Source organism: Colwellia psychrerythraea (assembly GCF_000764225.1).
In the GTDB taxonomy this organism is placed as follows: domain Bacteria; phylum Pseudomonadota; class Gammaproteobacteria; order Enterobacterales; family Alteromonadaceae; genus Colwellia; species Colwellia psychrerythraea_D.
In genome coordinates, this window is sequence record NZ_JQED01000003.1 from 207082 (window position 1) to 233487 (window position 26406).

25 protein-coding genes and 1 tRNA gene are annotated in these 26406 nt (G+C 38.1%); 14 read left to right on the forward strand and 12 right to left on the reverse strand.

The genetic code is table 11. The features are described 5' to 3' along the window. The first annotated feature begins 183 nt into the window (after positions 1–183). The 3 genes from rpoD (at position 184) to ND2E_RS20240 (ending at position 2993) form a co-directional block, all read left to right on the forward strand. On the forward strand, positions 184–2028 hold the full coding sequence (gene rpoD / locus ND2E_RS20250; protein ID WP_033091977.1) for an RNA polymerase sigma factor RpoD: 1845 nt from the start codon (positions 184–186) through the stop codon (positions 2026–2028). 97 nt (positions 2029–2125) lie between these two features. Then, complete coding sequence (locus ND2E_RS20245; RefSeq protein WP_033091978.1) at positions 2126–2740, forward strand: outer membrane beta-barrel protein; 615 nt, start codon at positions 2126–2128, stop codon at positions 2738–2740. Between the two features lie 176 nt (positions 2741–2916). Beyond that, positions 2917–2993: transfer RNA gene (locus ND2E_RS20240), tRNA-Ile, on the forward strand. A gap of 210 nt (positions 2994–3203) precedes the next feature. On the opposite strand, the gene ND2E_RS20235 is transcribed toward ND2E_RS20240, so the two are convergent. Continuing rightward, complete coding sequence (locus tag ND2E_RS20235) at positions 3204–3479, reverse strand: metal/formaldehyde-sensitive transcriptional repressor (RefSeq protein ID WP_033091979.1); 276 nt, start codon at positions 3477–3479, stop codon at positions 3204–3206. A 102-nt stretch (positions 3480–3581) separates the two neighbouring features. On the opposite strand from ND2E_RS20235, the gene dmeF reads away from it, so the two are divergent. The 7 genes from dmeF (at position 3582) to ND2E_RS20200 (ending at position 10236) form a co-directional block, all read left to right on the forward strand. After that, positions 3582–4487 (forward strand): CDF family Co(II)/Ni(II) efflux transporter DmeF, encoded by a 906-nt coding sequence (gene dmeF / locus ND2E_RS20230; RefSeq protein ID WP_033091980.1) that lies wholly within the window; start codon positions 3582–3584, stop codon positions 4485–4487. Positions 4488–4803: 316 nt separating this feature from the next. Then, complete coding sequence (locus ND2E_RS20225) at positions 4804–5466, forward strand: fused MFS/spermidine synthase (RefSeq protein ID WP_033091981.1); 663 nt, start codon at positions 4804–4806, stop codon at positions 5464–5466. Further along, positions 5459–6397, forward strand: coding sequence for a spermidine synthase (locus ND2E_RS20220; protein ID WP_033091982.1), 939 nt, complete (start codon positions 5459–5461; stop codon positions 6395–6397). Before ND2E_RS20225 ends, ND2E_RS20220 begins: the two co-directional genes overlap by 8 nt. 186 nt (positions 6398–6583) lie before the next feature. Continuing rightward, positions 6584–7210 (forward strand): uracil phosphoribosyltransferase, encoded by a 627-nt coding sequence (upp, locus tag ND2E_RS20215; RefSeq protein ID WP_033091983.1) that lies wholly within the window; start codon positions 6584–6586, stop codon positions 7208–7210. Positions 7211–7265: 55 nt separating this feature from the next. Then, positions 7266–8531: a uracil-xanthine permease family protein gene (locus tag ND2E_RS20210; protein WP_033091984.1), complete on the forward strand. Its 1266-nt coding sequence runs from the start codon at positions 7266–7268 to the stop codon at positions 8529–8531. A 222-nt stretch (positions 8532–8753) separates the two neighbouring features. Further along, positions 8754–9194, forward strand: coding sequence for a YtoQ family protein (locus ND2E_RS20205; protein WP_033091985.1), 441 nt, complete (start codon positions 8754–8756; stop codon positions 9192–9194). 157 nt (positions 9195–9351) lie between these two features. Continuing rightward, positions 9352–10236: an urea transporter gene (locus ND2E_RS20200; protein WP_081961941.1), complete on the forward strand. Its 885-nt coding sequence runs from the start codon at positions 9352–9354 to the stop codon at positions 10234–10236. A gap of 59 nt (positions 10237–10295) precedes the next feature. Here ND2E_RS20200 and ND2E_RS20195 read toward each other — a convergent pair whose 3' ends face one another. The 10 genes from ND2E_RS20195 to ND2E_RS20150 all read right to left on the reverse strand — a co-directional run bounded on the left by ND2E_RS20195 (position 10296) and on the right by ND2E_RS20150 (position 18524). After that, entirely contained in the window at positions 10296–10802 is a 507-nt protein-coding gene (locus tag ND2E_RS20195; RefSeq protein ID WP_033091987.1) for a GNAT family N-acetyltransferase, read from the reverse strand. 37 nt (positions 10803–10839) lie between these two features. After that, positions 10840–11706 carry a pantoate--beta-alanine ligase gene (panC, locus tag ND2E_RS20190; RefSeq protein WP_033091988.1) on the reverse strand — a complete coding sequence of 289 codons (867 nt, stop codon included), beginning with the start codon at positions 11704–11706 and terminating at the stop codon, positions 10840–10842. A gap of 109 nt (positions 11707–11815) precedes the next feature. Further along, positions 11816–12610 (reverse strand): 3-methyl-2-oxobutanoate hydroxymethyltransferase, encoded by a 795-nt coding sequence (gene panB, locus ND2E_RS20185; RefSeq protein WP_033091989.1) that lies wholly within the window; start codon positions 12608–12610, stop codon positions 11816–11818. A gap of 82 nt (positions 12611–12692) precedes the next feature. Further along, entirely contained in the window at positions 12693–13193 is a 501-nt protein-coding gene (folK, locus tag ND2E_RS20180) for a 2-amino-4-hydroxy-6-hydroxymethyldihydropteridine diphosphokinase (protein WP_033091990.1), read from the reverse strand. A 10-nt stretch (positions 13194–13203) separates the two neighbouring features. Then, on the reverse strand, positions 13204–14628 hold the full coding sequence (gene pcnB / locus ND2E_RS20175) for a polynucleotide adenylyltransferase PcnB (RefSeq protein WP_081961942.1): 1425 nt from the start codon (positions 14626–14628) through the stop codon (positions 13204–13206). 221 nt (positions 14629–14849) lie between these two features. Continuing rightward, positions 14850–15542 (reverse strand): SDR family oxidoreductase, encoded by a 693-nt coding sequence (locus tag ND2E_RS20170; protein WP_033091991.1) that lies wholly within the window; start codon positions 15540–15542, stop codon positions 14850–14852. Between the two features lie 50 nt (positions 15543–15592). Then, the gene (gene gluQRS, locus ND2E_RS20165; RefSeq protein ID WP_033091992.1) at positions 15593–16540 is read right to left on the reverse strand and encodes a tRNA glutamyl-Q(34) synthetase GluQRS; all 948 of its coding nucleotides are present in this window, start codon (positions 16538–16540) and stop codon (positions 15593–15595) included. 43 nt (positions 16541–16583) lie between these two features. Beyond that, positions 16584–17030, reverse strand: coding sequence for an RNA polymerase-binding protein DksA (dksA, locus tag ND2E_RS20160; protein ID WP_033091993.1), 447 nt, complete (start codon positions 17028–17030; stop codon positions 16584–16586). Positions 17031–17303: 273 nt separating this feature from the next. Further along, positions 17304–18017 carry a DNA/RNA nuclease SfsA gene (sfsA, locus tag ND2E_RS20155; RefSeq protein ID WP_033091994.1) on the reverse strand — a complete coding sequence of 238 codons (714 nt, stop codon included), beginning with the start codon at positions 18015–18017 and terminating at the stop codon, positions 17304–17306. Between the two features lie 75 nt (positions 18018–18092). Beyond that, on the reverse strand, positions 18093–18524 hold the full coding sequence (locus tag ND2E_RS20150) for a hypothetical protein (protein ID WP_033091995.1): 432 nt from the start codon (positions 18522–18524) through the stop codon (positions 18093–18095). A 490-nt stretch (positions 18525–19014) separates the two neighbouring features. Here ND2E_RS20150 and hrpB point away from each other — a divergent pair, with 490 nt between their 5' ends. Both hrpB and mrcB read left to right on the forward strand, forming a co-directional pair. Continuing rightward, positions 19015–21546, forward strand: a complete 2532-nt coding sequence (hrpB, locus tag ND2E_RS20145) for an ATP-dependent helicase HrpB (RefSeq protein ID WP_033091996.1) — start codon at positions 19015–19017, stop codon at positions 21544–21546. An 84-nt stretch (positions 21547–21630) separates the two neighbouring features. Then, a complete protein-coding gene (gene mrcB, locus ND2E_RS20140; protein WP_033091997.1) occupies positions 21631–23940 on the forward strand; it encodes a penicillin-binding protein 1B in 2310 nt (769 codons plus the stop codon). Positions 23941–24051: 111 nt separating this feature from the next. Here mrcB and ND2E_RS20135 read toward each other — a convergent pair whose 3' ends face one another. Beyond that, on the reverse strand, positions 24052–24396 hold the full coding sequence (locus tag ND2E_RS20135; RefSeq protein ID WP_033091998.1) for a DUF3718 domain-containing protein: 345 nt from the start codon (positions 24394–24396) through the stop codon (positions 24052–24054). Between the two features lie 477 nt (positions 24397–24873). Here ND2E_RS20135 and ND2E_RS20130 point away from each other — a divergent pair, with 477 nt between their 5' ends. Together ND2E_RS20130 and ND2E_RS20125 are read left to right on the forward strand one after the other, a co-directional pair. After that, entirely contained in the window at positions 24874–25251 is a 378-nt protein-coding gene (locus ND2E_RS20130) for a YebG family protein (RefSeq protein ID WP_033091999.1), read from the forward strand. Positions 25252–25281: 30 nt separating this feature from the next. Next, positions 25282–26037, forward strand: coding sequence for a M48 family metallopeptidase (locus ND2E_RS20125; protein ID WP_033092000.1), 756 nt, complete (start codon positions 25282–25284; stop codon positions 26035–26037). Positions 26038–26406: the final 369 nt, after the last annotated feature.

Here is a 26406-nt window from a genome sequence, read left to right on the forward strand (position 1 = left end):
GAAATTAACGCTATTATATTAGTGTTAAATGTTAACAAGCGATTAAGACAGGATATTTGCTGGTAACTGATTTAATAATTCGCTATAATTTCCGGCTTTATTGCGTCATTTATTAGCTTTTACTAATGTTTTCAGCGCATATTTTACATCCCATATTTATAATATACAGGTGGACACTCGTCAATGGAACCAGCCCCTCAATCTAGACTTAAAGACCTGATAACCAAAGGTAAAGAACAAGGTTATTTAACGTTTGCGCAGGTTAATGATCATCTTCCACAAGACATAATCGACTCTGATCAAGTTGAAGATATCGTTAGTATGATTAACGATATGGGTATTCAGGTATTTGAAAATGCGCCAGATCAAGACACCTTGATGATGAGCGAAGGGAATACTGATGAAGATGCAGCAGAAGCTGCAGCGCAAGCACTTGCAACGGTAGAAAGTGAAATTGGTCGTACAACAGACCCGGTACGTATGTATATGCGTGAAATGGGGACTGTTGAACTTCTAACGCGCAAAGGCGAAATTGTCATTGCTAAGCGTATTGAAGAAGGCATTAAAGAAGTTCAGCGTAGTGTTTCTGAATACCCACCAGCAATAAACTACTTGTTAGATATGTGGGATAACTTTGAAGCAGAAGAAGTTCGCTTAACTGATATCATTATTGGCTTTTTAGACCCTGATGCTGAAGATGATGATGTTGCTGCTGCAGCGACCCATGTCGGTAGTGAGTTATCTAAAGAAGATCTTGATAATGAAGATAATGAAAAATCTGAAGATGATGAAGATGATGAAGAAGATGAAGATACGGGGCCAGATCCAGAACTAGCACGTGAAAAATTCACTTTACTTCGCGAAGCTCATGAGAATGCAACTAAAATAGTTAAATTGAAAGGTCGAGGTCATAAAGACGCTCAAGACGCTATTGATGTGGTTGCTGACGTCTTTAAAGAATTTCGTTTAATTCCTAAGTTATTTGATCGATTAGTTAAAAACATGCGTGGCATGATGGACAGATTGCGTGTTCAAGAACGTTTGATTATGAAGCATTGTGTTAGTGCTGGCATGCCTAAAACGACATTCATTAAAATATTCCCAGGCAATGAAACTTCAAAAGAATGGTTTGATGCAGAAAAGTCTGCAGGCAATCCATACTCAGCTAAGTTAGGCAATGTTGAGCATGATGTTGAGCGTTGTATTTACAAACTGAATCAAATTGAAGAAGAAACACACCTTAACATTCACGGTATTAAAGATATTAACCGCCGTATGTCTATTGGTGAAGCAAAAGCTCGTCGTGCTAAGAAAGAAATGGTTGAGGCTAACTTACGTTTAGTTATCTCAATTGCGAAGAAATACACCAACCGTGGCTTACAGTTCCTTGATTTAATCCAGGAAGGTAATATTGGCTTAATGAAAGCTGTTGATAAGTTTGAATACCGTCGTGGTTATAAATTTTCAACCTATGCAACTTGGTGGATTCGTCAAGCAATCACTCGCTCTATTGCCGACCAAGCACGTACCATTCGTATTCCAGTACATATGATTGAAACGATTAACAAGTTAAATCGTGTCTCTCGTCAAATGTTACAAGAAATGGGACGTGAACCAACGCCAGAAGAGTTAGCTGAGCGCATGGTAATGCCTGAAGATAAGATTCGAAAAGTATTGAAAATAGCTAAAGAGCCAATTTCAATGGAAACGCCTATCGGTGATGATGAAGACTCGCATTTAGGTGACTTTATTGAAGATGGTAGTGGCGAACTGCCTGTTGATTCTGCTACTTCTGAAAACCTTAAAGGGGCGACTCATGAAGTACTTGCAGGGTTAACTGCTCGTGAGGCTAAAGTACTTAGAATGCGTTTTGGTATTGATATGAATACTGATCATACCTTGGAAGAAGTTGGTAAACAATTTGATGTTACCCGCGAACGTATTCGTCAAATTGAAGCTAAAGCGTTACGCAAATTGCGTCATCCATCTCGTTCAGAGCAGCTGAAAAGCTTCTTAGATGGTGAATAAAGTTAAAATATTTGAAATACAGTTTTAAATATACATAATAAAGAGTAAGTTAGTAGCCCTAGCTTACTCTTTTTACTTTCTAAGATAAGGAAATTCTATGCGTGTTATGTTAGCAATGCTTTGTGTTCTTTCCCTCATATCTATGCCCACTATGGCAAAACAAGCATTAGAGCTTGAAGTCACTCCATTGATTGGATATCGTTTTGGTGGTGATTTTGATACTAGCCAAAATGAAATACATAATCGTGTAGAATTAAATGATGAGGTGAGTTACGGTTTATTAACCGCTTGGTCGTTCGATAGAAAACGGCAAGGCGAATTATTAATAAGTCATTACAATACCAACTTTTCTGAATCGGATGACTTTTCGGCGAGTAATACCAGTCTTGGTATTACTTATGTCCATTTAGGTGGAAATGTCCCTATCTCTGAAGGTCCTGTGCCTTTTTATCTTACTGGTGGCTTGGGGTTAACTCACCTTGCTCCTAGTGATAAGCAACTAAGTGATGAAACTCGTTTTTCCTTGAATGTAGGCTTAGCTTCTAAAATAGATTTAAGTGAACGGCTAAAGCTAAGGCTAGACGGTCGTGTCTATGGAACCTTCTTTAACTCTGATAGCGCAATATTCTGTGATGAAGTATGCGCAATATATATTTCGAGTAATATTTGGGTCCAGAGTGAGGTGAGTGTCGGATTGACCTATCGATTTTAGCGCGAAGATTCCTCAGTTTGCTTAAGAAATAAGCTGTCAGTAAAAAAACACAATTATTTAAAGTTCATTAGGTGACAACAAAATAAAAAATGCTTATACTGCACCCGCTTTGTTAGTTCACTCATTTGATTGCACTGCCAAACGCATTAGAAAAACCAGGCCATACATATGAAAATGGGCCTTTAGCTCAGTTGGTTAGAGCATCCGACTCATAATCGGCAGGTCCGCAGTTCAAGTCTGCGAAGGCCCACCATTTTCAATACCTACTTCAACTTCTTATTGTATCAATCACATAGATAACCTTCGAAATGCTTTTCGTTATGAACACTGCTATATAGTAAATAAGTTCAGTCTTTGTCTTACACTGTACAATCAAAATCTGATCGATGCCTATTTCCGTGTAAAAAGTGTATCTCTGATATATAAGTCAGAGAATTTCTCTAAAGAGTGTATTTTTATTATTTTATTTTAAGTAGCTCTTTAAAACGGTAATAACTTGCTCAACTTCTTCTGTTCTTTCCTCTTGGCTCAAGTTATCGATAGTTAAATGTTCTCTCAAATGACCTTCTAATACCTCTTTCATTAGTCCATTTACAGCACCCTTAATAGCTGCAACCTGTTGTAAAACTGCCATACAGTCAGGCTCACCTTCTAAAACACTTTCTAAAGCAATGGACTGACCTTTTATGCGCCTAACGCGACTGAGTAATTTTTTTTTGCCTAAAATGGTATGCGACATCTCTTTCCTTTTAGTAAAGTTATATACAGGGGGGTAGTATATTTTAGCTGTAAAATATATGCTATTGCTAAGTGATGCAAATTTTACAATTCAGGATCTTTAATGGAAAGTGATAGTAGTATTCAATGGGAACATTCTCATAATTTCGGTATTGATAATAAACTCCATGAAAATAAGGTAAAAACTGTTTTCTGGTTAACCACAGTGATTATGGTACTTGAAATTGCAGCTGGTACTTGGTCGGGCTCCATGGCACTTCTTGCTGATGGATGGCATATGGGTACTCACTCTGCCGCATTTTTAATTGCAATTTTCGCCTATTCTTATGCAAAAAAACATGCAAACAATAAGGACTTTAGTTTTGGAACTGGCAAGGTAAATTCTTTAGGTGGTTTTGCCAGTGCTATTGCATTAGCTATAGTCGCCTTGATGATGATAATAGAGTCGGTTCAACGGCTATTAGAACCACAATCCATTCACTTTAATGAGGCGATAGTGGTTGCCATTATAGGTTTAGTGGTTAATGTTGCTTCTGTATTTATACTCCATGATGATCATCACCATCATCATGGAGAGCACCATCACCATCATGATCACAATATGAAAGCAGCCTACTTTCATGTGTTGGCTGATACGCTAACGTCTTTATTGGCCATTGTTGCTTTGTTAGTGGGAAAATATGTTGGTTTAGTATGGATGGATCCCGTAATGGGAGTTGTTGGCGCTATAGTGATCTTACGCTGGTCTTACAGTTTAGTTAAAGAGTCTAGTGATATTCTTCTTGATAAGTCGGTAAAAAAATCATCATTAGAAAAAGTCTCCAAAGCATTAAGCGACAAAAACACTGTGGTCAATGATATACATGTATGGGCAATAGCGACAGCTCACCAAGCAGCTATTCTTAAAGTCACATCTGCGCAGCCACTGAGTTCAGGTGAATATGAAGGTATTTTAAAGGAAATCTTGCCGCAGCTTTCACATATTTCTATCGAAATTAAGCATATTTAACGCCAAGGACTAAGATAGTTAATTATTTGTTCACTGTAGACACGCGTGATGTTACGTTGGAAAGATAATGATAGTTATGATGCCTCACGGTCATAGAGGTATTGTAGCGCTTTGTTTGGAGAGGATAATCAGTAATCTAGTGGCTATTTTAAGATGAGTTGATAAGTTTGACTCCAGCTTCAACGGAATATATAGCGATAGCAGGTAGCGATTAAGTATTACAAGCAACAAGCAAGATAACGTTGTTGACTACCCAAATTCGAAAAAATAATTTACAGTGTTTATATAAATTTCCATAATAATAATTATATTAAACATGCAAGAATTCAAAAATTCAGTTAATTACAGCAACCTATTTATTTATTTCCTTGCTTTTACTAGTGGTTTTTCCATCATGTGCATTGAACTGCTCGCCGGTCGGATTCTTGCTCCTTTTTTTGGCAGTAGCGTCCATATTTGGGGCAGTATCATCACGGTTTTTATGCTCAGTTTAGCGTTAGGTTACTTACTAGGGGGGAAGTTTTCCACCCGCTCTGCCTCACTTACCCGTTATGGTGCTATTTTCATTATTGCTGGAATGACCTTAGTACCCATTGCCACATCAAGTACTTGGTTAATGGAGAGTATTTTTTTGACCGTTGAAGACTCTCGTTACGGCTCACTACTTGCCTCGACAGCACTCTTTTTTGTGCCAACGATTATTTTAGGTATGTTATCCCCTTATTCGGTTAGATTGTTAGTTAGAAACTCTAATGAAAGTGGTCAGGTCGCTGGGAAATTATACTTTGTTTCTACCTTAGGCAGTGCTTTAGGTACTATTATTACTTCTTTTTATCTGGTCTTATGGTTTGATATAAACACCATTGTGGTCAGTGTGAGTCTTATACTTAGCCTATTAGGTTTCATTACTATTGTCGTTGCCAAAGCTAAGGCGAGTTTATTTAAAACGAAAGTAGAGCGAGATATCCGTCATGCTTAAATCAGCGGGTAAACTTATCAAAAGCCTTTGTATTGTGTTAGCTATTTGGCTTACCAATAATGCAATGGCTGAGGTGATTCATAATGAGCGTTCTTTATATCGAAATATTCTCGTGGAAGATAACGGGGATTTACGTTGCTTGAAATTTAATGTTAAGAGCACTAAAACACGGCAGAGCTGCTTTCTGAAAAGCCAACCGCAACGATTGGTTTTTAATTATACTAAACAATTGCTTACCGGTTTATTAATTAACCCTGAACCAAAACGTATTTTGATCATTGGTTTAGGCGGCGGCACAATGTCAAATACTTTACACCAGTTATTGCCTGAAAGTTACATTGATAACGTAGAAATAGATAAGAGTGTCATTAAAGTTGCTCAACAATACTTTGGCTATTTGGAAAATGATCAGATAAAAACATACAGTCAAGACGGTCGAGTATTTGTCAAAAGAGCTTTATTAAAGCAGAAAGAATATGACTGGATTATACTTGATGCGTTTAATGGTGATTATATTCCAGAGCACTTAATGACCAAAGAGTACTTAGAAGAAACCAAACGTTTACTTTCTCCTCAGGGCATACTTACGGCGAACACTTTTTCTTCTAGTAAGCTCTATGCTTATGAGTCAGCCACTTACAAAGCTGTTTTTGGTGATTATTATCAGGTAAGTAATCCTGATAATAGTAATCGAATCATACTTGCTCGCAATAACGGGCTCGATGAAAATCTTGAGAAAAAACAGTGGGAAGTTGCAAAGAATAATATTATTAATGAGTTAGCTACTCAGTTACTGGCTATTGGTGTCGATGCAAGACAACTTTATAAAAGTATTGAGTCAACGGCAATACATCAAGATTGGCCCGATGATAGCCCGGTACTAACGGATCAATTTTCTCCTGCAAACTTACTCAATATTGAGACTAATTAATTGTAAATTTATCTCAGAAAATAAAACTCCACTATTGCTAACGAGAAATAATTTTCTCGTTAGCAATTATCACTACTTACTTTCTTTGATCTTGCTAATTAAAGTAGATAAATATACTTAAAATCACTCCAATATCAGACTGATTTATGTGAAAATAAGCGAAATTTTCACATCGGATTAAAACGCATGTCAGTACAAGAAATCAAACACCCATTAGTACAACACAAAATTAGCCTAATGCGCGCCAAGGACATGAGCACTCGTAGCTTTCGTCAACTATCAGCGGAAGTCGGCTCCTTATTAACGTACGAAGCAACTAAAGATCTTCAACTGGAAGATTTCCAAATGGCAGGCTGGGACGGTGAAATTACCGGTCAACGTTTAGTCGGTAAAAAAGCGACCGTAGTGCCTATTCTTCGTGCTGGTATAGGCATGTTAGACGGTGTATTAGAGCTTATGCCGAGTGCAAAAATTAGTGTAGTGGGTCTTTATCGTGATGAAGAAACACTTGAACCTGTGACCTATTTCGAAAAATTAGCTGGTGATATAGATCAACGCTTAGCTTTAATCATCGATCCAATGTTAGCTACTGGCGGCTCAATGAATGCCACTATCGATATATTAAAAGAAGCTGGTTGTAAAAATATTCGTGCTCTAGTTTTAGTTGCAGCGCCAGAAGGCATTGAAAAGGTTCAAAATGCTCACCCAGATGTAGATATCTATACAGCATCGATTGATGATCATTTAAACGAAAGTGGCTATATCATCCCTGGTCTTGGTGATGCAGGCGATAAAATATTTGGTACTAAGTAACGCTGTTAATTAGTTACCAAAAAATAAATAATAAAACCACTTAATAGGACGATTCATGTCGGAACCTTCTATAGATAATAGCAGCTTTAACCAACCAACTTGGCGTAATGCCCTTGCTGGGCTGCAAATGTTGTTTGTTGCTTTTGGCGCATTAGTATTAATGCCATTAATCACTGGGCTCGACCCAAGTGTCGCCTTATTTACGGCAGGAATAGGTACTATTCTATTTCAATTTATTACCAAACAGCAAGTGCCACTATTTTTGGCATCATCTTTTGTTTTCATCGCTCCAATTGCCTACTCAGTTCAAACCTGGGGAGTTGAGGTTGCTATGGGCTCTTTATTCGTTACGGGTTTAGTCTATGTAGTGATTGCCAGTATTGTTGCGATACGTGGTGCCGGCTTTTTGCATAAATTAATGCCGCCTGTCGTAACAGGTCCTATTATTATGGTCATTGGACTTAGTCTTGCGCCAATAGCCGTGAATATGGCGATGGGTAAAGCGGGTGATGGATCAGCGGTATTGTTTCCTTACGCTGACTCTTTAATCGTTTCTATGTCGGCATTAATAACTACATTGTTAGTTGCTACTTTAGGTAAAGGAATTTTTCGTTTAATTCCAATTATGGCTGGCGTTTTTGTTGGTTATATCATGGCATCAGTAATGGGTATGGTCAGTACTGAAGCTATTGGAAATAGTGAATGGTTTGCCATTCCTAATTTTGTCACGCCAGAGTTTAATTTAACTGCAATTCTGTTCATGTTACCTGTAGCCATTGCACCTGCGATTGAACATGTGGGTGATATTATCGCGATCGGTAGTGTAACGGGTAAGGATTACACTAAAAAGCCGGGCTTACACCGCACGCTATTAGGTGATGGTTTGGCTACTTCTCTGGCCGCATTATTTGGTGGGCCACCAAATACTACTTATTCTGAAGTAACAGGTGCGGTAATGCTTACTAAAATGTTCAATCCTAGAATTATGCTTTGGGCTGCTGCTTTTGCTATTGGTTTAGCATTTGTTGCAAAATTCGGTATAGCACTGCAAACCATACCAGCCCCAGTTATGGGCGGTATTTTAATTCTACTTTTTGGTTCAATTGCAGGGGTAGGGATGAATATACTTGTGAAAGCTCAAGTTGATCTAGCAGAGCAACGTAACCTAGTTATTGTTTCAACTACGTTAGTTTTTGGCATTGGTGGTATGGCTATTGGTAATGATGATTTTAGCCTAACAGGTATTAGTCTATGTGGCTTAGTTGCTATTGCACTTAATGCCATGCTTCCTAAGTCTCAACTAGAAGAAAGGCACAATTAACGCATATATGCTTGTTGATTGGTGTGTCTAAAGCCCTTCTATCGTTAGCTAGCGATAGAAGGGCTTTTTATTTGTGGTGCCGTTTTTAGCTCATCGATACCATTTCGTTTATTGTTTTTCATATAGTGAAATGTTATTCCACCCTCACCATATATTGAATAATTAATAATTAATGTACTATGGATAGCTATAGTTTTAGCTAAATAGAATGAGGGCTTAACAATGAAATTAAATGTATACCTTTCCGGAGAAATTCATACTGATTGGCGCGATAAAATTATCCAAGGTTGCCAAGAAAGTGATTTAAATATCGTGTTTTCTTCTGCGGTTACTCATCATGAAACCAGTGATAGTGCAGGTGATCACCTTGGCGCTGAAGTCGAGCAGTTTTGGCGTGATAATAAATCGGCAAAAGTGAATGCCATACGAACAAAAACGCTTATTGAGCGTTGTGATATTGCTATTATCCGTTTTGGTGATAAATATAAACAGTGGAATGCCGCTTTTGATGCCGGTTATTGTGCTGCATTAAATAAGCCTTATATCACCCTTCATAGTGAAGAACTAATTCATCCGTTAAAAGAAGTGGATGCCTCCGCACAAGCATGGGCTACCTCGGTTGAACAAGTTATCACAACGTTAAAATATCTCTGTAACGACTAATTGTGAACGTTTAATCATTAGCTACTGATCGCTTTCAGTGGCTGATACCCCCAAAAAAGCACTCTTTTGCTGAGGGGTCATCGTGAAGAGATGTCATTGTCATATTTTTATTGTTGATAGTGATATTCCTACCAATAGTTTCGGGTAATACATTTTCATGAACCACTACCTTGAGCATTTCACTAAATGTTTCTTAAGCAGTTCAGCCCAAATCATGTTGCAATCAAACCTTAGCACCGGACTTTTATTCATTATTGGTATTGGAATCAATTCACCTACGATGTTATTAGGGGGCGTCTTGGCACTTTTATCGAGTTTAGTAACCGCTAAGTTACTCAATTATGATTCTGATTGTGTAAAAAGAGGTTTTTATGGTTTCAATGCTGCACTGGTGGGAGTTGCAGTGTTTTCCCTATTGCCGCTTAGCAGTATCTCTCTCGTCTTAGTGATCGTTGGTGGTGCTTTTTCAGCACTCCTTATGCATATTATGATGAGCAAAATGTCTAGCACTCCAGCACTGACAGCACCCTTTATACTTACCATATGGGTGATTGTTTTACTCATTGATTTTTTTGGAATAACAATGGTTAGCCCAGTAGAGCTTGTTAGCCCAATATCAAACTCTCCCATTGATTTATTTTTTGGTGTTTTCCGTGGTGTAGGGCAGGTTATGTTACAAGGTAACTGGCTTTCAGGTGTGGTGTTTTGTTGTGCCTTGCTGTGTAGTTCTTATAAAACGGTGGTATGGGTCGTTTTGGGCTCGATTACCGGCTTACTCGTTGCAACTACGTTTGGCTTCTCCCAAGAAAAAGCCACTTTAGGGCTCTATAGCTTTAATAGCTGCTTGGTCGCAATTGCGCTTGCCGATCGATATCCTACTAGGTATTGGCTTATATTTTTTGCTCTTATTTTTACTGTGCTGCTCACTAGGGGATTTGAAATGATATCAATACCTGCATTTACCGCGCCATTTGTCATCACCACTTGGCTCAGTATTGCTGTTGTTAAATGGCAAGTAAACTTACGCCATCATTGCCAATAAGCAAGAACGTGAGGAAAAACAGTGGTTATAGTTTTTGTCGTCAGCTGGTTTTTTTACACTCAGCAATGACAGATGAAGGCTTTTAGGTCAGGTTTCTTTTTTGAATATCGTTGAAATCGATTTATTAAATCAGGGGGTAAGCATTGGTTAAATACATTACCTGCAATCTTGGTAAAGCCATTATTTAAGTACAGCTGACTATGAGATTCTTGTGCAAAGCAAATTAACGATTGATGCCTCATCATCACATGTCTTAGCAGGTATTCACCATAACCTAGTCTTCGGTACTTTGGCGTTACCAGCAAGGCATGTAAAAAATATGGTGCTTTACTTTGCTGCAGATTTAGCTCGTTATTACTTGTAATGCTTGGATCTAGCTGCTGCGATTTATTACCCTGTGAGATAATTACACTCGCTACAATATTGTTATCTACCTTAAGCAGATAACAACGATCTAAGCCAATGAATCTCGCCGGATAATGGTTATCTTTGTAGAAACGTAAAATCGACTTTTTATCATTTTTCTTTGCAACTATAACGCAAGGATTTAATGAACTATCAATCATTATTACGATGTTAACTGCTTACCATAAACAAAGACGGCTAGGCTAGATTGACTTGCAAATTATCAATTAAGCGAGCTTTACCACAGTGTGCTGCCGCTAAAATAACTAACTGAGTATCATCTTCACTTGCTGGTTGCAATGTTTGAGCGTGGCAAACATGGAGGTAATCAGTATGTAAACCTGCATCATTAATCGTTTTTGCTGCTTGTTTAGCTAAGCCAATAAAATCAATACTGTCTTGCTGAGCATAGCCTGCTCTTATTTGTTCTGCTAACCATTGCAAACTTTTGTACAAGGCTGGCGCTGTCGCCTTTTCTTCTGCCGTTAAATAACCATTACGGGAGCTCAGGGCTAATCCGCTTTCTTCTCTGATAGTTGCTACGGGAATGATTTTAATTGGCATCGACAAGTCTTCAACCATAATTTGAATGACTTGTACCTGCTGATAATCTTTTAAGCCAAAACATGCTACGTCTGGTTGTACTAAGTTAAATAATTTACAGACAATGGTAGCAACCCCGCGAAAATGACCTGGGCGACTTTCCCCACAATAACCATCTGAGATATTTGGTACTTCTACAAAACTTTGTTTTGCTAAACCTTTTGGATAAATAATGTCAGGTTTTGGTGTGAACAGTAAATCGGTACCTGCGGCTGTCAATTTTTGCTGATCATCAGCCATGGTACGCGGGTAGTTCTCAATGTCTTCGTTTACACCAAACTGCATAGGATTGACAAAGATACTGGCAACAACTTTATCAGCGTGCTTATGCGCTTCAGTCACTAACGAAATATGACCTGCATGTAAGTTACCCATAGTAGGGACAAAAGCAATGGTTAAACCTTGCTGACGCCATGCTTTTACTTGTTCACGTAATTCATTAATTTTACTGACTGTTTCCATAATTTTTTCTTGCCGTTATTTGGTATAAGTTTGTTATTGTTAGTATCTTATTAATTTTTCTGTATATGTGCATTTACAGATTTGAAGTCAATTTACTTGTTTGTAATGATTATTTGAATATATGTTCGTCACCGGGGAAATTACCTTGGCTGACTTCACTAATATAAAGCTCAATGGCTTTTTTAATATCACCGGTATCTTTTAAGAAGTTACGCGAAAATTTCGGCATATAGTTGCAGGCGATACCTAAGGCATCGTGCATGACCAAAATTTGTCCATCAGTATCTTTACCCGCGCCTATACCGATAGTTGGAATAGTAAGCGCTTGCGAGATGGCTTTACCTAAACTCGCAGGAATGCATTCAAGCACCAATAATTGAGCGCCTGCTGCTTCAAGTGCTTTTGCATCAGCAATCATTTGTTGGGCTTTATTATCGTCGCGGCCTTGTACTTTAAAGCCACCCAATATATTGACTGACTGTGGCGTTAAACCTAAATGAGCACAAACAGGGACACCGCGCTCAACGAGCGCAGTGATGGTACCATTAAGCCAAGCACCTCCCTCTATTTTTACCATGCTAGCACCCGCTTGCATTAACAAGGCAGCATTTGCTAAAGCTTGCTCTTCATTGGCATAGCTCATAAATGGCATGTCAGCAATGATAAGGGGTTCTTCTACGCCTCGCTTTACGCAACGGGTGTGATAAGCCATATCTTCTATGGTCACTGGTAATGTACTGTCTTGACCTTGCAATACCATGCCTAAAGAGTCGCCAATCAGAATGGCGTGTATGCCAGCTTGATCAAATAGTTTTGCGAAGCTGGCATCGTAGGCGGTAATAGTTGATATTTTTTCGCCTTGCTGTTTCATGTTGAGTAAGCTTGCAGTAGTGATTTTAGCCATGACTTTTCCGAATAGGTTAATTAGTTTATTTAGCGGTTAGCGTTAATGAGTATACTGTTAAGGATTATAGTTTTAATATTCATTATGTTGATAATGATAATTTTACTATACCATTATTACTGATTTTACTAGCAAGTTCGCTGATTGTACTACCGTCTGGTAAATGTAATGAAGGTGCAATTTCTGCTAATGGAAGTAGCACAAATTCTCGCAGTTTCATGCCATAGTGAGGAATGGTTAACCGCTCATTTTCTATGGATTCATTACCGTACAGTAAAATATCACAATCGAGAATTCGTGCGCCCCAACGGTTATCTTTGCGCACACGACCCGCTGAGTTTTCAATACCTTGTAAAGCATCTAATAATTCAAGCGCCGATAAACTAGTCTCTAAAGCAATGACTGCATTGATGTAATCGTCTTGATCTTGAGGACCCATAGGTTTACTTAAATATAAAGACGATAATGATATGACATTACTTTCCGATATATTACCCATTGCTTTAGCGGCATTAACTACCTGAACTCTAGGGTTGGATAAGTTGCTACCTAAGCCGATGTACGCCATTATTTTTTTTTGCATTTGTTTGCCGTTAAGATTCAGGTGGTTTTGCAGCGGGTTTGCGGCGTTTTTTTGCTGGACGTCGTTTTGAACCTTGTGGCAACTTCACACCTTTGATCATTTGAATACGTGCTTCATTGGACACGTCTTGAAAATCTGTCCACCATTGAGCTAATTCGTTCAATTCAGGTGTTGCTTCTATTTGGGCACGTAATAATAAAAAGTCATAACCGGCTCTAAATTTAGGATGCTCTAACGCTTTAAAGGCTCGCTTGCCTTCGCGACGAGCTAACTTATCTTGCAAAATCCAAATATCTTTAATGACTGATTGGAATCTTTTAGGTATGGCAATACTACGTTGCTGCTCGGGCATTATTTCATTCAACGCTGCAAAAAATAGATCCTGTGGCGTTAGTTGAGTGGTGACTTTAATTTGCTGAATATGCTTTTGCAAGGGGTACCAAAGCATAGCCGCGAATAAAAATGCCGGGGTAACTCGTTGATTGTTATTTATGCGTTTATCGGTATTTTCCATCGCCAACATAATAAAATCGAGTAAAAAACGTTGCTCGTTTTGCTCATTGTTAAGCGCTTGATCTACAGCAGGGAAAAAATAACCAAAGAGATTATAACGACGTAATTGCTCAAAGTTTGCCACGGCTTTGCCTGAAATAAACATTTTTAAGAATTCTTCAAATAAGCGTGCTGCCGGTATATTGGCCATTAATGAGGAAAGTTCTTTAATCGGTGCCTTAGTTTCATCACAGATTTTCATATCAAGCTTAGTGGCAAAGCGAATTGCCCGTAGCATACGAACAGGGTCTTCTCGATAACGTGTTTCGGGATCACCAATTAAACGGATCACTCTATCGTTTACATCCTGAACACCATTAGCGAAATCATAGACCTTAAAATCTTTCGCCGAGTAATATAAGGCATTGATGCTAAAGTCCCTACGCTCTGCATCTTCATCGATAGTGCCATATATATTGTCACGCAACAGCATGCCATCTTCACTTTGTTTAGATGTTTTTTTACAACTTTTTGCTTGTTCAGAAGCATTATTATGATGGCCTCTGAAAGTAGCAACTTCAATGATTTCGCGACCGAAAACAATGTGCGCCAACCGAAAACGTCGACCAATTAATCGGCAGTTTCTAAATAATTCTTTAATTTCATCAGGTGTGGCATTCGTTGCAATATCAAAATCTTTAGGCTTCAAACCTAATAGAATATCACGAACGCCACCACCAACAAGGTAGGCATCAAAACCGCCCTTATTTAAGCGATATAGAACTTTAAGTGCATTGGGGCTAAGAAATTTGCGCGAAACTGGATGCTGATCGCGCGAGAAAATCAATGGATTATCAAAGGATGCAGTGGTAACAGTCGTGTTACTTCGGGCGCTTTTTTTTGCGTCTTTTTTAGGAGTCGTTTTAGCGGGAGCTTTACTCACTTTCTTGGAGAAAACTTTTTTGCATAAATTAATAACGCTTTTGATAGTCACAGGCCTTTAATACAGACATAAAATAGTGGCGCAATGATATAACAGTGTAGGGCAAAAGAGAATAACCGTTGTGGTAAATAGCGTGAAAAACCAGCAAAATATAGCTAGAAAAATAAGCATGAGAAAGACTGCTTATTTTTCTATCCTATAGGACTTTCGTTATATTAAAGTTACCAAGGTAATGTTTCACCATTTGAGTGCTTAAATACACCTGAATCTGACATGGTTAAATCATCCATTAAGGTAATTAATCGCTCAGCCGCTACGTTCGCGCTGATGTCACCATTACTTAATGAACCATTACTGTTTACCATCTCAGTTTGTACATAACCTGGATGATAAATACCGACGGAGATATTGTTCTCGGTAAGATCTCGTGCCAATGATACAGCAGCGATATTTAGAGCTGCTTTTGACATGCGATAACCGTATCTTCCTCCAGAGGTGTTATCGGTAATAGAGCCCATTCTAGAAGTGATAAAGGCTATTTTACTACCTGAAGATAAATTTGTTAATAAAGCGTGGCTTAAACATAAAGGCGCAAGTGCATTCACATTAAACTGCTCAATAATCGTATCTTTGTTTAGATGACTCAGCTGTTCATCTCGTAAAATTCCTGCATTATTTATTAATAAATCAATGTTAATGCCATTCAGTGCTGATACCACTTTATTGATACTGTCTTGCTTCGTTATTTCTATATCTTCTATTACGTTTATCCCAAGAGAGTCTAAGTCTTTAGAGCTTTTACGACAAAGTGCATAAACGGTATCACCACGTTGTTGGCAAAACCTAGCTATAGCATAACCAATGCCACGATTAGCTCCTGTAATTACAATAGTATTGTGTGTGTTTGTAGACATAATATTTCCTTTATTAAGATAGGATAAAGCGTTTCGTAGTACCGTTGAACTTAATCTATGTTTATCTCGAGAGTTTTAGGTACTCGGTGTCGTTGCCAATTATTTATCGCCCATTGAATAACTTCTTCGACGTTAGCACTGGTTAACTCTGGCATAGGTGCTTGGCCTAAGAAGCTGAGTGCTGCAATTAGTGCTGGCTGTGGGTTTGCGTTATTAATTGCGGGCGCTTTATTTTGCTTGCTAAGTTTATATCCCTCACTTGTTATAGCTAAAGGAATATGACCGTATTGTGGCGTTTTGCATGGTAAAAAAGTATTGTGTAAGGTCTGAAAAAAGGTCAGTTGCCGCGCGGTTGGTTCGAGTAAATCACAACCTCTAACAACATGGGTTATACCTTGCGCAATATCATCGGCAACGACTGCAAGTTGATAGGCAAATAAACCATCTTTACGATGAATAATAAAGTCTTCATTGGCTAATGCTTTATTGCAAACCACCTCACCTTGAAAAAGGTCACTAAATTGATGTAAACCGTATTGATTAATGAGTCTAGTGGCGCTGTCAGTAGATTGGCAGTTAGCGGTACGACAATGACCTTGATAGATGCCGCCGATAGCCTTGACTTGGGCGCGAGTGCATTGACAATAATAGCTTAGCTTTTGTCGTGCTAAAGTAGATAATATGTCACGGTAATATTGTGATTGTGTACTTTGATACAGTACTTCTTCATCCCAGTGCAGCCCATAGGCTTCAAGGGTTGTTAATATTGCCGCGCTAGCGCCTTTCTTTTCGCGAGGTGGATCTATATCCTCAATGCGAATAAGCCACTTTCCATGCTCACCATAATCGTTAACAAACGCTTTTGCATCGAGAAAACTCGCTAAAGCAGCGATAAGGGAGCCAAAATGAAGGAAACCAGAAGGAGATGGCGCAAAGCGACCACGATATTGTTGAGCCTTTCTAGGCTCTAGTGGTCGCTTGTTATGCACGTTTTGCATACAAAACTATGTCGAGTGAAAACTAGCTAAGGCTAACTGGCAATTAGCCAGCCATTTGGCGTTCTTTAATTTCAGCTAGCGTTTTACATTCAATACAAAGATCTGCTGTAGGACGAGCTTCTAAACGGCGAATGCCAATTTCTATGCCACAAGATTTACAAAAACCAAAATCGTCATCTTCAATTAATTGTAAGGTTTTTTCAATTTTCTTGATAAGTTTACGCTCACGGTCTCGTGTACGTAATTCAAGACTAAACTCTTCTTCTTGAGCTGCTCTATCCACAGGATCTGGAAAGTTTGCTGCTTCGTCTTGCATATGCGTTACGGTACGATCAACTTCTTCACGTAACTGTACACGCCAAGCATCTAATATTTTCTTAAAATGCTCTTGCTGTGGCTCATCCATGTACTCTTCGCCAGCTTTTTCTTGATACGGCGCAACGCCTGCTAAGGCAAGGATACCTAGTGGCTTGTGTTTATTTGTTGGCATGCTTATTCTCCCAATGCTACATAGACCAAGGCAATTCATTAATATATCACGTTTTACGTGACAATATGCCTTTGTTGTAAGTGCCAATATGTTATATATGACCCGATGAATCAGGACTATATTGTGTCGCTCATGATAAAAATCAACAAATCAGCTAAAATAAATATTTTATTTAATATTATCAACAGGTTAATGAAAGTGAAATTTTTAACACTGTTATTTAAAAATTTTGAGCAAGCTTTTTTAGCAAGTTTTACTAGGACTAGTCAATCTTTATCGTTCAATAAAAGGAATTTTTTCTACTACATTAATATCAACCTCACCGAGTTTTAGTGAAAAAGTTGCTTTATAGGCGATTATCTCAACACCAGCAAGCAAGGCTTCTTTCAGCAATTTTGCATAGGTTGGGTCAATATGACTAGCGGCTGCAACATCATTAATACCACTATGTAAAACCGCAAATAATAAGACAGCTCTATGACCTTGAGCAACCATGTCCATTAGTTCACGTAAGTGTTTTTGTCCGCGGGTCGTCACCGCATCAGGGAAGTAGCCATGACCATTGTCCAATAAGGTGACTGATTTAACTTCAATATAAGCGTCAGGAACATGATTATAAGTAGCTAAAAAATCAATCCGACTGTTTTCATTGCCGTATTTTACTTCCCGCTTTAAATCAGTAAAACCAGATAACTCTTTGATTACACCTCGGTACAGTGCTTCTTCTATTAGCTGGTTGGCACGCAAAGTATTGACGCAAATAAAATGGTTGTTTTGACTTTGGGTTATCTCCCAGCTAAAAGGGTACTTTCGTTTTTTGTTGCTTGATGTGCTATACCACACGGTATCATCAGGCTCTGCGCACCCTTTCATTGCACCTGTATTTGCACAATGAATAGTTGTCTCTTCAGCATCGTTAAGTTCAATATCGGCTAGGAAACGTTTATAACGCTTAATCAATGTAGCGGGTTTTACTTGAAGTATCATATTATAATGAGCTAATTAGGTTGGTAGCTCATTATAATGTAGTTTTTTAATCAGATTGTCATGTTAATTAATACGTTATGCCTTTCGTTGCTTATTTGTTAATAAATTGGCTTGTTGAATATAATCATTGAGCCAGTCGGTGGCATTCTCATTATCACTAAAAACATGAAACTCTATCTGACAGTCATGGTAAATCCGCTGTAATTGCATTTGTTGCATATCGGCATAGGCACTATTTAAAATAACAACAGCAATAGCAATCATGCCTTTTTCTTGTCGGTATTGTGTTGTTTCTCTTAACTGTTGTTCGGCATCTGGAGTAAAAACACTATTGCCACGAAAGGTTATTAATGACCCCCATGGTTCACCCGTCATTTTTTCTGTTAGCTGTTTTATATCTTGGTGATATTTTTCAGCAGTCACGTCATTAAACGGTTCTTGTACATCAACCAATAAAATATTACTTTGTTGTTCAATGATGTAACTTCCATGTGCCGAATGTTGCATGCTTTTTCCTCTCTGATTGTCTTCTGATTAAAAAAGGGGAATGTTTAGTAATAACAGTGTTTAATTAATTTGCCAAGTAAGCAGATATATTTTTTTTTGCAAGTTTTCTTACTGATTTTTTACTATCTCGCAGCCGTTATTGTAGTTATGAGGTTACTACATGTTTTTGTTGCTATTTATCGCGTTACTGCCGATATACTCTGGAAAAACTTACCTAAATGTAAGGAAAATAAATGTAAAATATCCATTTATTCTCCTTTGTTTTTACACTTATTTAGCTCAAAATTAAGAGGTAGGCCAATAAACTCCCTCATAGTGTCAATATGTCGCTCAGTATAAGGCTAACCATGTTCACTTAAGTGAAAAGCAAGTCCTAACTCTAGTTGCCAAGCTAATCTTCTTTTTCAACTGATTAAACTGTTTGGTAATATGCCCAGCGACTAATAATTGTTATGATGGTAAGTATGTTTACAATAATTTTATTTTGTCGATGACAGTAACTACTCTTCTCCCTATCGAAGCAATTAAGCAACAATTCTGCCGAAACCTAGATCAGCATAATACCCTTATTTTATCGGCTCCTCCGGGAGCGGGTAAATCTACATGTTTACCTTTATGGTTATTAGCATTGCCAAGTTTAGCTGATAAGAAAATATACTTGCTACAGCCCAGACGTTTGGCTGTTAAAAATATCGCAATATTTTTAGCCAAGCAACTCGAGGAAAAAGTAGGGGAAACGATTGGTTATCGGTTACGTAACGATAGTAAAACATCAGCGAACACGCGTCTTGAAGTTATTACTGAAGGTATATTAACGCAGATCATTCAAAAAGATGCAGAACTTTTAGATACCGCATTAGTTGTTTTTGATGAGTTTCATGAACGTAGTCTGCAGGGGGATTTAGCTTTTGCTCTTACCCGTGAAGTACAAACAGCATTGAGAGAAGATTTAAAAATACTGCTAATGTCTGCAACGTTAGATATTGACTATTTAACCCAAGCATTACCGGATGCTCAGCTCATGAACAGTGAAGGGCGAAGTTATCCAATAGAGATAAGCTATCAAGCTCCAAAGAGCCATCAACGTTGGCGTGAACATGCACTAACCGTTATCAAAGATAAAATGCATACTCACATAGGCTCAATCTTGGTTTTTTTACCTGGTGTAGCAGACATTCATTTTTTACTTGAAAGTTTGCGCTCTCATCAAACGGAAAGTATAAAAATTTGCCCCTTATTTGGCGAGCTGAGTTTGCAGGAGCAACGGCAGGCTATCGCTCCTTGCCTTAATGGGGTTCGTAAAATTGTATTGGCTACAAATATTGCAGAAACATCATTGACAATTGACGGTATTGACCTTGTGATTGATTGTGGGCTCGAAAAAGTCGCAATTTATGACAGTGCTAGTTTGATGAATAAGCTAATGCAAAAACAGATATCAAAAGCTTCGGCTGTGCAAAGAGCTGGGCGAGCGGGACGTTTAATGCCAGGGCATTGTATTCGTTTATATGGCAAGGATGATTTTGAACGTAGGCCATTGCACAGTGCGAATGACATTCAACAAGCCGATTTACTACCTACACTCATTGAAGCCGCTCGTTGGGGGGTCACTGCTTTAGCTGAGTTACCATTATTGGAGTTGCCCAGTAAAAATAAAGAATATCAAGCATGGCAAGAATTACAAAGTCTAGATATTGTTGATGAGAAATACTTATTGACTAAACACGGTGAAGAAGCTGCTGCTTTGCCTTGCCATCCTCGTTTTGCTCATATGATCTTAATGGCAAAGGCGCAAGGAGAAAGTATTACGCTATTGGCTTGCTTAATTGCAGCTCTACTCGAAGAACGTGATATTTTAAAAGGCGAACAGGCTAAATATGATTGTGATCTAATGCATCGTTTACAGCTACTTATTCAACCTAAACGTAATAAAAACCCATTGTTTGAACGAATTTTACAGCAAGCAAACAGTCTTGCTCAAAATGTACAATTACGCTTTAGTATACATGCGATTGATGCGGTGAAAACAGGTACTTTACTCGCCTATGCTTACCCTGAACGTGTCGCTAAATCTCGCGGGAATCATGGCGATTTTATTTGTGTTAATGGCAAAGGGGCATCAGTAAACGAGCAAGATGCTTTAGCCAGTGAAGACTTTATGGTTATCGCTCAAACGAGTCAGCTTGGTAGCAAGTTAAATGTCAGACTAGCCAGTCAGATTAGCCTGGAGGAAATAACTGATATTTTTGCAGGACAAATAAAACAGCAAGACGTAGCAAACTTTGATAATAAGAGCGGGAGAATATTCGCTAAAAGGCAAACATCACTCGGCGCAATAGTATTATCAGAGCAGCCATTAAAACAAGAAATAACAGCCGAATCAATTAGCACCATGTGGTGTGAGTTAGTGATGAGAAAGGGCGTTGGTTTCTTATCTTGGCAAGCAAACGATCTAGCACTAAAGGCACGTTGGCAATGGTTGAATAAATACTTTCCAGAATATGGTTTAGCGGTTATTGATGATGAGATGTTATTGGCAACACTCGCAACTTGGTTTGCTCCCTTTGTTGGAAGTATAAAAACTAAAGCGCAGCTTGATAAACTTGATTTATCTCACATGTTATTATCTTTGCTAAATTATCAAGAACAAAAAATATTAAAAGAGGCTGCGCCGACGGTTTATATTGGACCTACCGGAAGAAATTGCCCTATTAGTTATTCTCAAGATGAATCTCCAAAAGTTTCATTACCTATGCAAGAATTATATGGTCTGACAGTAACACCTAGTGTTGGCGTTTTTGCCGGAATAAGTAAACAAAATCAAGGCATACCCTTATTGTTAGAGTTACTTTCACCCGCGCAAAGGCCTATTCAAGTAACACAAGATTTAGTTAAATTTTGGTCTGGAAGCTATCAAGCAGTGCAAAAAGACATGAAAAGCCGTTATCCTAGGCATTATTGGCCAGACGATCCTATCAACGCTAAGGCAACCAATAAAATGAAGCGTCATATAAAAGAATAACTAACTTTGAAGTTGAAGAGTATTTTACTTTTCGATTGTAAAAATAATCAGTAAAAAACAACAGTCTCCGTATATCGAAAAATAATGTCAAAAATTAAAGCAACAAAACGCAGCAGTTCAGTATCGAACGAAAAATCTTTAATACGTCGAATAGCGGTAACGTTAGGCAAATTGATGATTGCCACTTTGTTTACGGTAGGTATTTTCTCTATTTACCTTGATGCGAAGGTAAGAAAAAAGTTTGAAGGTCAGCGTTGGCAAGTACCAGTACAAGTTTATGGCCAAATAAAAAGACTGCAATTGGGTGAACAGGAAAGTCTGGAAGAAATTGCTCAGTCATTGAAAGTGAATGGTTATCATAAAGTTAAATTTGCTACTCGAGTAGGACAATTCTCGCAGTCCGCAGATCGTTTGAATATTTTTCAACGTCCTTTTGACTTTGCCGATGGTGCGAGTTATGCGCAGCAACTCAGTATTGAAGTGGCTAAAGGGGTTGTTGTGGCGCTGAGTGTAGATCAGCAAGCCGTTAGCACACTGATGCTTGAACCACAGTTATTAGCACGTTTAGTTCCTGATAATAAGGAAGATCGTGTATTGGTGGCGTTAGAAGAGCTTCCTAGTCAGTTAATTGATACATTACTGTTAATTGAAGACCGAAATTTTTATCATCATCATGGTGTTTCACCTATTGGTATTTTCAGAGCACTGTTCAGTAATATTCGTGCGGGTCGAACAGTACAAGGGGGTAGTACGTTAACGCAACAACTCGCAAAGAATATGTTTCTTAATCGAGAGCGGACACTTTCCAGAAAAATTAAAGAAGCACTCATGGCGCTGATCTTGGAGTTTAGATACAGTAAAGATCAACTCCTTGAAGCTTACATTAATGAAGTTTATCTGGGACAAAATTATGCCAATGGTGTATATGGTTTTGGCCTAGCCTCACAGTTCTATTTTGGAAAAAAAATCAATGAATTGAGTCATGCTCAAATGGCTTTGTTGATCGCCCAAGTTAAAGGCCCAAGTTATTATGATCCTTGGCGTCATCCACAACGTGCAGTAGAGCGCCGAGATCTTATTCTTAGATTGATGTTTGAACAGCACTTATTATCACTGGCCGATTTTGAAGAGGCAGCAGAGTCGACATTATCTATTAGATCAAGTCGGCGATTGGCCAATAAAAATTATCCCGCTTATTTACAACTCGTTAATGCCGAGTTGAATCAGCACTTATCGAGTTTTACTCAAAAATCAGGCATAAAAGTATTTACAGGCTTCTCTCACCGAAGCCAGCAACTGTTAGAGCAAAGCGTTGCCAAGCAGTTACCTTTGCTAGAACGTAAATACAAACAGAAAGACCTAGAAGCGGCAATGGTAGTCACTGATATTGCAAGCGGAGAAATAAGAGCGCTCGTTGGCGGTAGGGAAAGTGGTTATGCTGGCTTTAACCGAGCACTTAATGCAAAACGTCATATCGGCTCTTTAATTAAACCAGCAATTTATGCCGCGGCACTCGAAAAGTATCAACAATATAATTTCGCCACTATTTTAGATGATAAGGCGATTACACTTCGAAACGGTACAGGCAAAAAGTGGCAACCGAAGAACTATGATGGTAAATATCGAGGGCAAGTGTCGTTAATTGAAGGCTTAGTTTATTCTCTGAATGTCCCTACTATTAATTTAGGCATGAGTTTAGGGCTAGATAGTGTAGCTGATGCTATAAAAGGCTTAGGGTACCAATCTAGTCTTCAAATGCGCCCTTCTGTTTTATTAGGTGCCATTAATATGTCGCCATTGGAAATTAACCAGTTATATTTAGCAATTGCTAATCATGGCTATTATCAAAAAGCACATACCATTACTAAAATACTCTCTTCGAATAATGAGACACTCTGGCAAAATCAGCAATTAACTGAGCAGCGGTTATCATCAAATACTGCCTATTTACTTGATTATGCTTTAGCAAAAGTCACGCAAGAGGGCACAGCTAGATCACTAACATGGCGGTTAGATAATAAGAGAGTTGCAGGTAAGACAGGGACAAGTAACGCTTTGCGTGATAGTTGGTTTATCGGTTATGACAACAAGCACCTAGTAACAACTTGGTTAGGAAAGGATAACAATAAACCAACAGGGTTAACCGGGAGTAGTGGTGCATTGCCTTTATTTGCAGATTTTATGAAAAAACAGGGCGTTGTTAATAAAATTGATGCTAAACCAGAAAGTATCGTTGTGACTCTTTTTGAACAACAAACTGGAAACGCGGTAACAGATAAGTGTGCCAATACTATAATTTATCCCGCAGTGCGAGACGGTATAATGACTTCAGAAAAGTGTTTACAGGAAAAAGTAGACAATAGGTCTTGGTTTGAAAGGGTTTTTGGTGAGTAATGATTGTTTAGTCTATGGGTACAATGGTTAGATGAGAAACATTATTAAGCAAAAGATAAAAAGGTGAACGCTCAATATTTCCCTGTTGAGCGTTCTTATTTAATCGTCACTTTAAAAAGTTACTTGAACTTTTGACAATGCGGCAACATCGGTGATTTGCACGTTACCTATACTTTTTTGTAATTTGGCTGCCGTTCTATCTGCACCACTGTTCTCTGCAAAAGTAATGACATCTTCACCGTTACACATTAATTTTAATGCGACGGTTTTTGTTTTTATACGATATGATTTTGTAGTGTTATTGAGCTTTATAACACTATTGCTCTGGGCTGCTTTACAAACATTTATTAAGGCATTTTCCATATAAGGTGTCATTACTGCATGGCTTGGTAAACTAACAGCTAAAAAAGGTAAAGAAGCGGCAAGAGCAAGTAATGTTTTTTTGATTGTAGTCATGGTAATTCTCCATAGTATTATTTAATATCGTTAGCGTTTTATTGAGCCTAGTTATGCAAGGCACATCATAATAGTGGACTGTTTTTGGTTAAAAGTTGTATCTATTTGCCCAGAGGATGTAAGCAAAAATCAAGCGTTAAATAATGCATATTCTTTAAGTTATTGATTGTTTGTTTATTCGTTAGAAAACCTTGTGTAGTAGTGACATTAACATTTACATTTGGTGATATTTTGACATAGGAAAGCTGTGGGAGAAGCGATTGAACTTGCGATGATTGACTTGTTTTTTAACAACTATCATGGGCAATGTTATTGAATGCCATTTTACTTAACTGTTTTTATATACAGTTTTTGTCTTGACTATGCTATTCTTGTCAATATTATTTGTGTAAACGTTATTTTAATGCTTCAAGTATTAATTTTTTAACAAGGTTATGAGTTATTAATTAATTCAAAATGTAGGGATGGAGAAATCTAATGGCAGTTGAAAGTCGGTTTGTAGTAATTAGAAACGGGGTAGAGGCGAAAACATTTATGGATAAAAAATCAGCTGATGAATATGACAAAATGTTGGATATGGCTGATAACTTAAGCCTGATGTTCTCTCAATCTTCGGTGGAGTTAAGTGATGATGCCAATGAAGAGTTGAGTATTTTCTTAGCGCAACATAGAGAAGAAGTACTTGTTGCCTTATTAGCTAAAAAGCCTGCCAAAGTAGCTAACAAAAAGTCAGTTGGAAAAATAACTGACGCACCTATCGTTGAGATTGTTGAGAGCGAAGAAAAAAAGCCAGCAGTTAAAGCCAAAAAGAGTAAAGCTAAAGTATCAGCCACAAAGCTTAGTGAAGCCAGTTAGTTGAATATAAAGTGTTGTGGTTAACCTCCTATGCTTGAATATAAACTTATTCGCAGTAAGCGTAGAAAAACACTAGCCCTGCAAGTGAAGCATGGTCAAGTGACAGTGAGAGCGCCTTATTATGTGACAACAGCTTTTATTGATGTTTTTATCCAAGAAAAATCAACTTGGTTAAAGAATAAGTTAGTTGAACAACAAGAAACGCCTAAATCATGCAGTTATAGACATGGTTCAAACTTACTCTACTTAGGAGAGGAGGCTTCTCTCAATGTCTATGTCGCAAAAAAATCTGAAGTCTATTTTTGTCATGAGGCAATTTCTGAAATAGAGTCGAATAATGGTCTGCACTCGGCAGCGAAGCAGCTCAATGTTGCGATAAGTGAAAAAGTTAGCGCTAAGTTAACTGAGCCGTTGGCCAGAGCTAAACAGGTTAAAAAGCAGCTAGAAGATTACTTTAAGCAGCAAGCAGAGCAAATAATCATTAAGCGTCTAGAGCTGATTAGTCAGCAAATATCGCTGAAACCTGTCAAGGTCAATATTCGCCAGTATCGAGCGCGATGGGGGAGTTGCAATAATAGAGGGGAAGTTAGTTTTAATTACCTCTTGATGATGACGCCTTCGTACGTTATAGATTATGTAATTATTCATGAGTTATGTCATCTAGAACATTTAAATCATTCTAAAAGTTTCTGGCAGCTTGTTGAAAAATTCTGCCCAAACTATCAAGTCGCCAAAAAGTGGCTTTCTACTTATCAATCGCAACTACATTGGCAACTTCCTTGCTAAAGTTCACTAAAATACTAGAGGATCAATGATCCTTGTCACAAACTAAGACAATTTAACTACGGTAAACTACACTTTTTACTGTTGCCATAAATTATAATCGCTTCATTAACTCTTTTTACTTATTAGTTAAACTGAAAAGGTGATGTGATGAAATTTAATCTCGATAGTCTCAAAATTTTCACTGTGTATATCAGCTCAGCATTATTCTCTTTGGCTTGTGCTTTCGCCCTTTTTTCGATGTAATTCATTACATTTTTTTCTTATTTATTGCTCTTATTTAAAATCACGATTTCCCCTTTAAATATACGATGACTGTTCATTCAATTTGCAGTCGTCGATTTACTTATATACATGAGTGATTTCATGTAA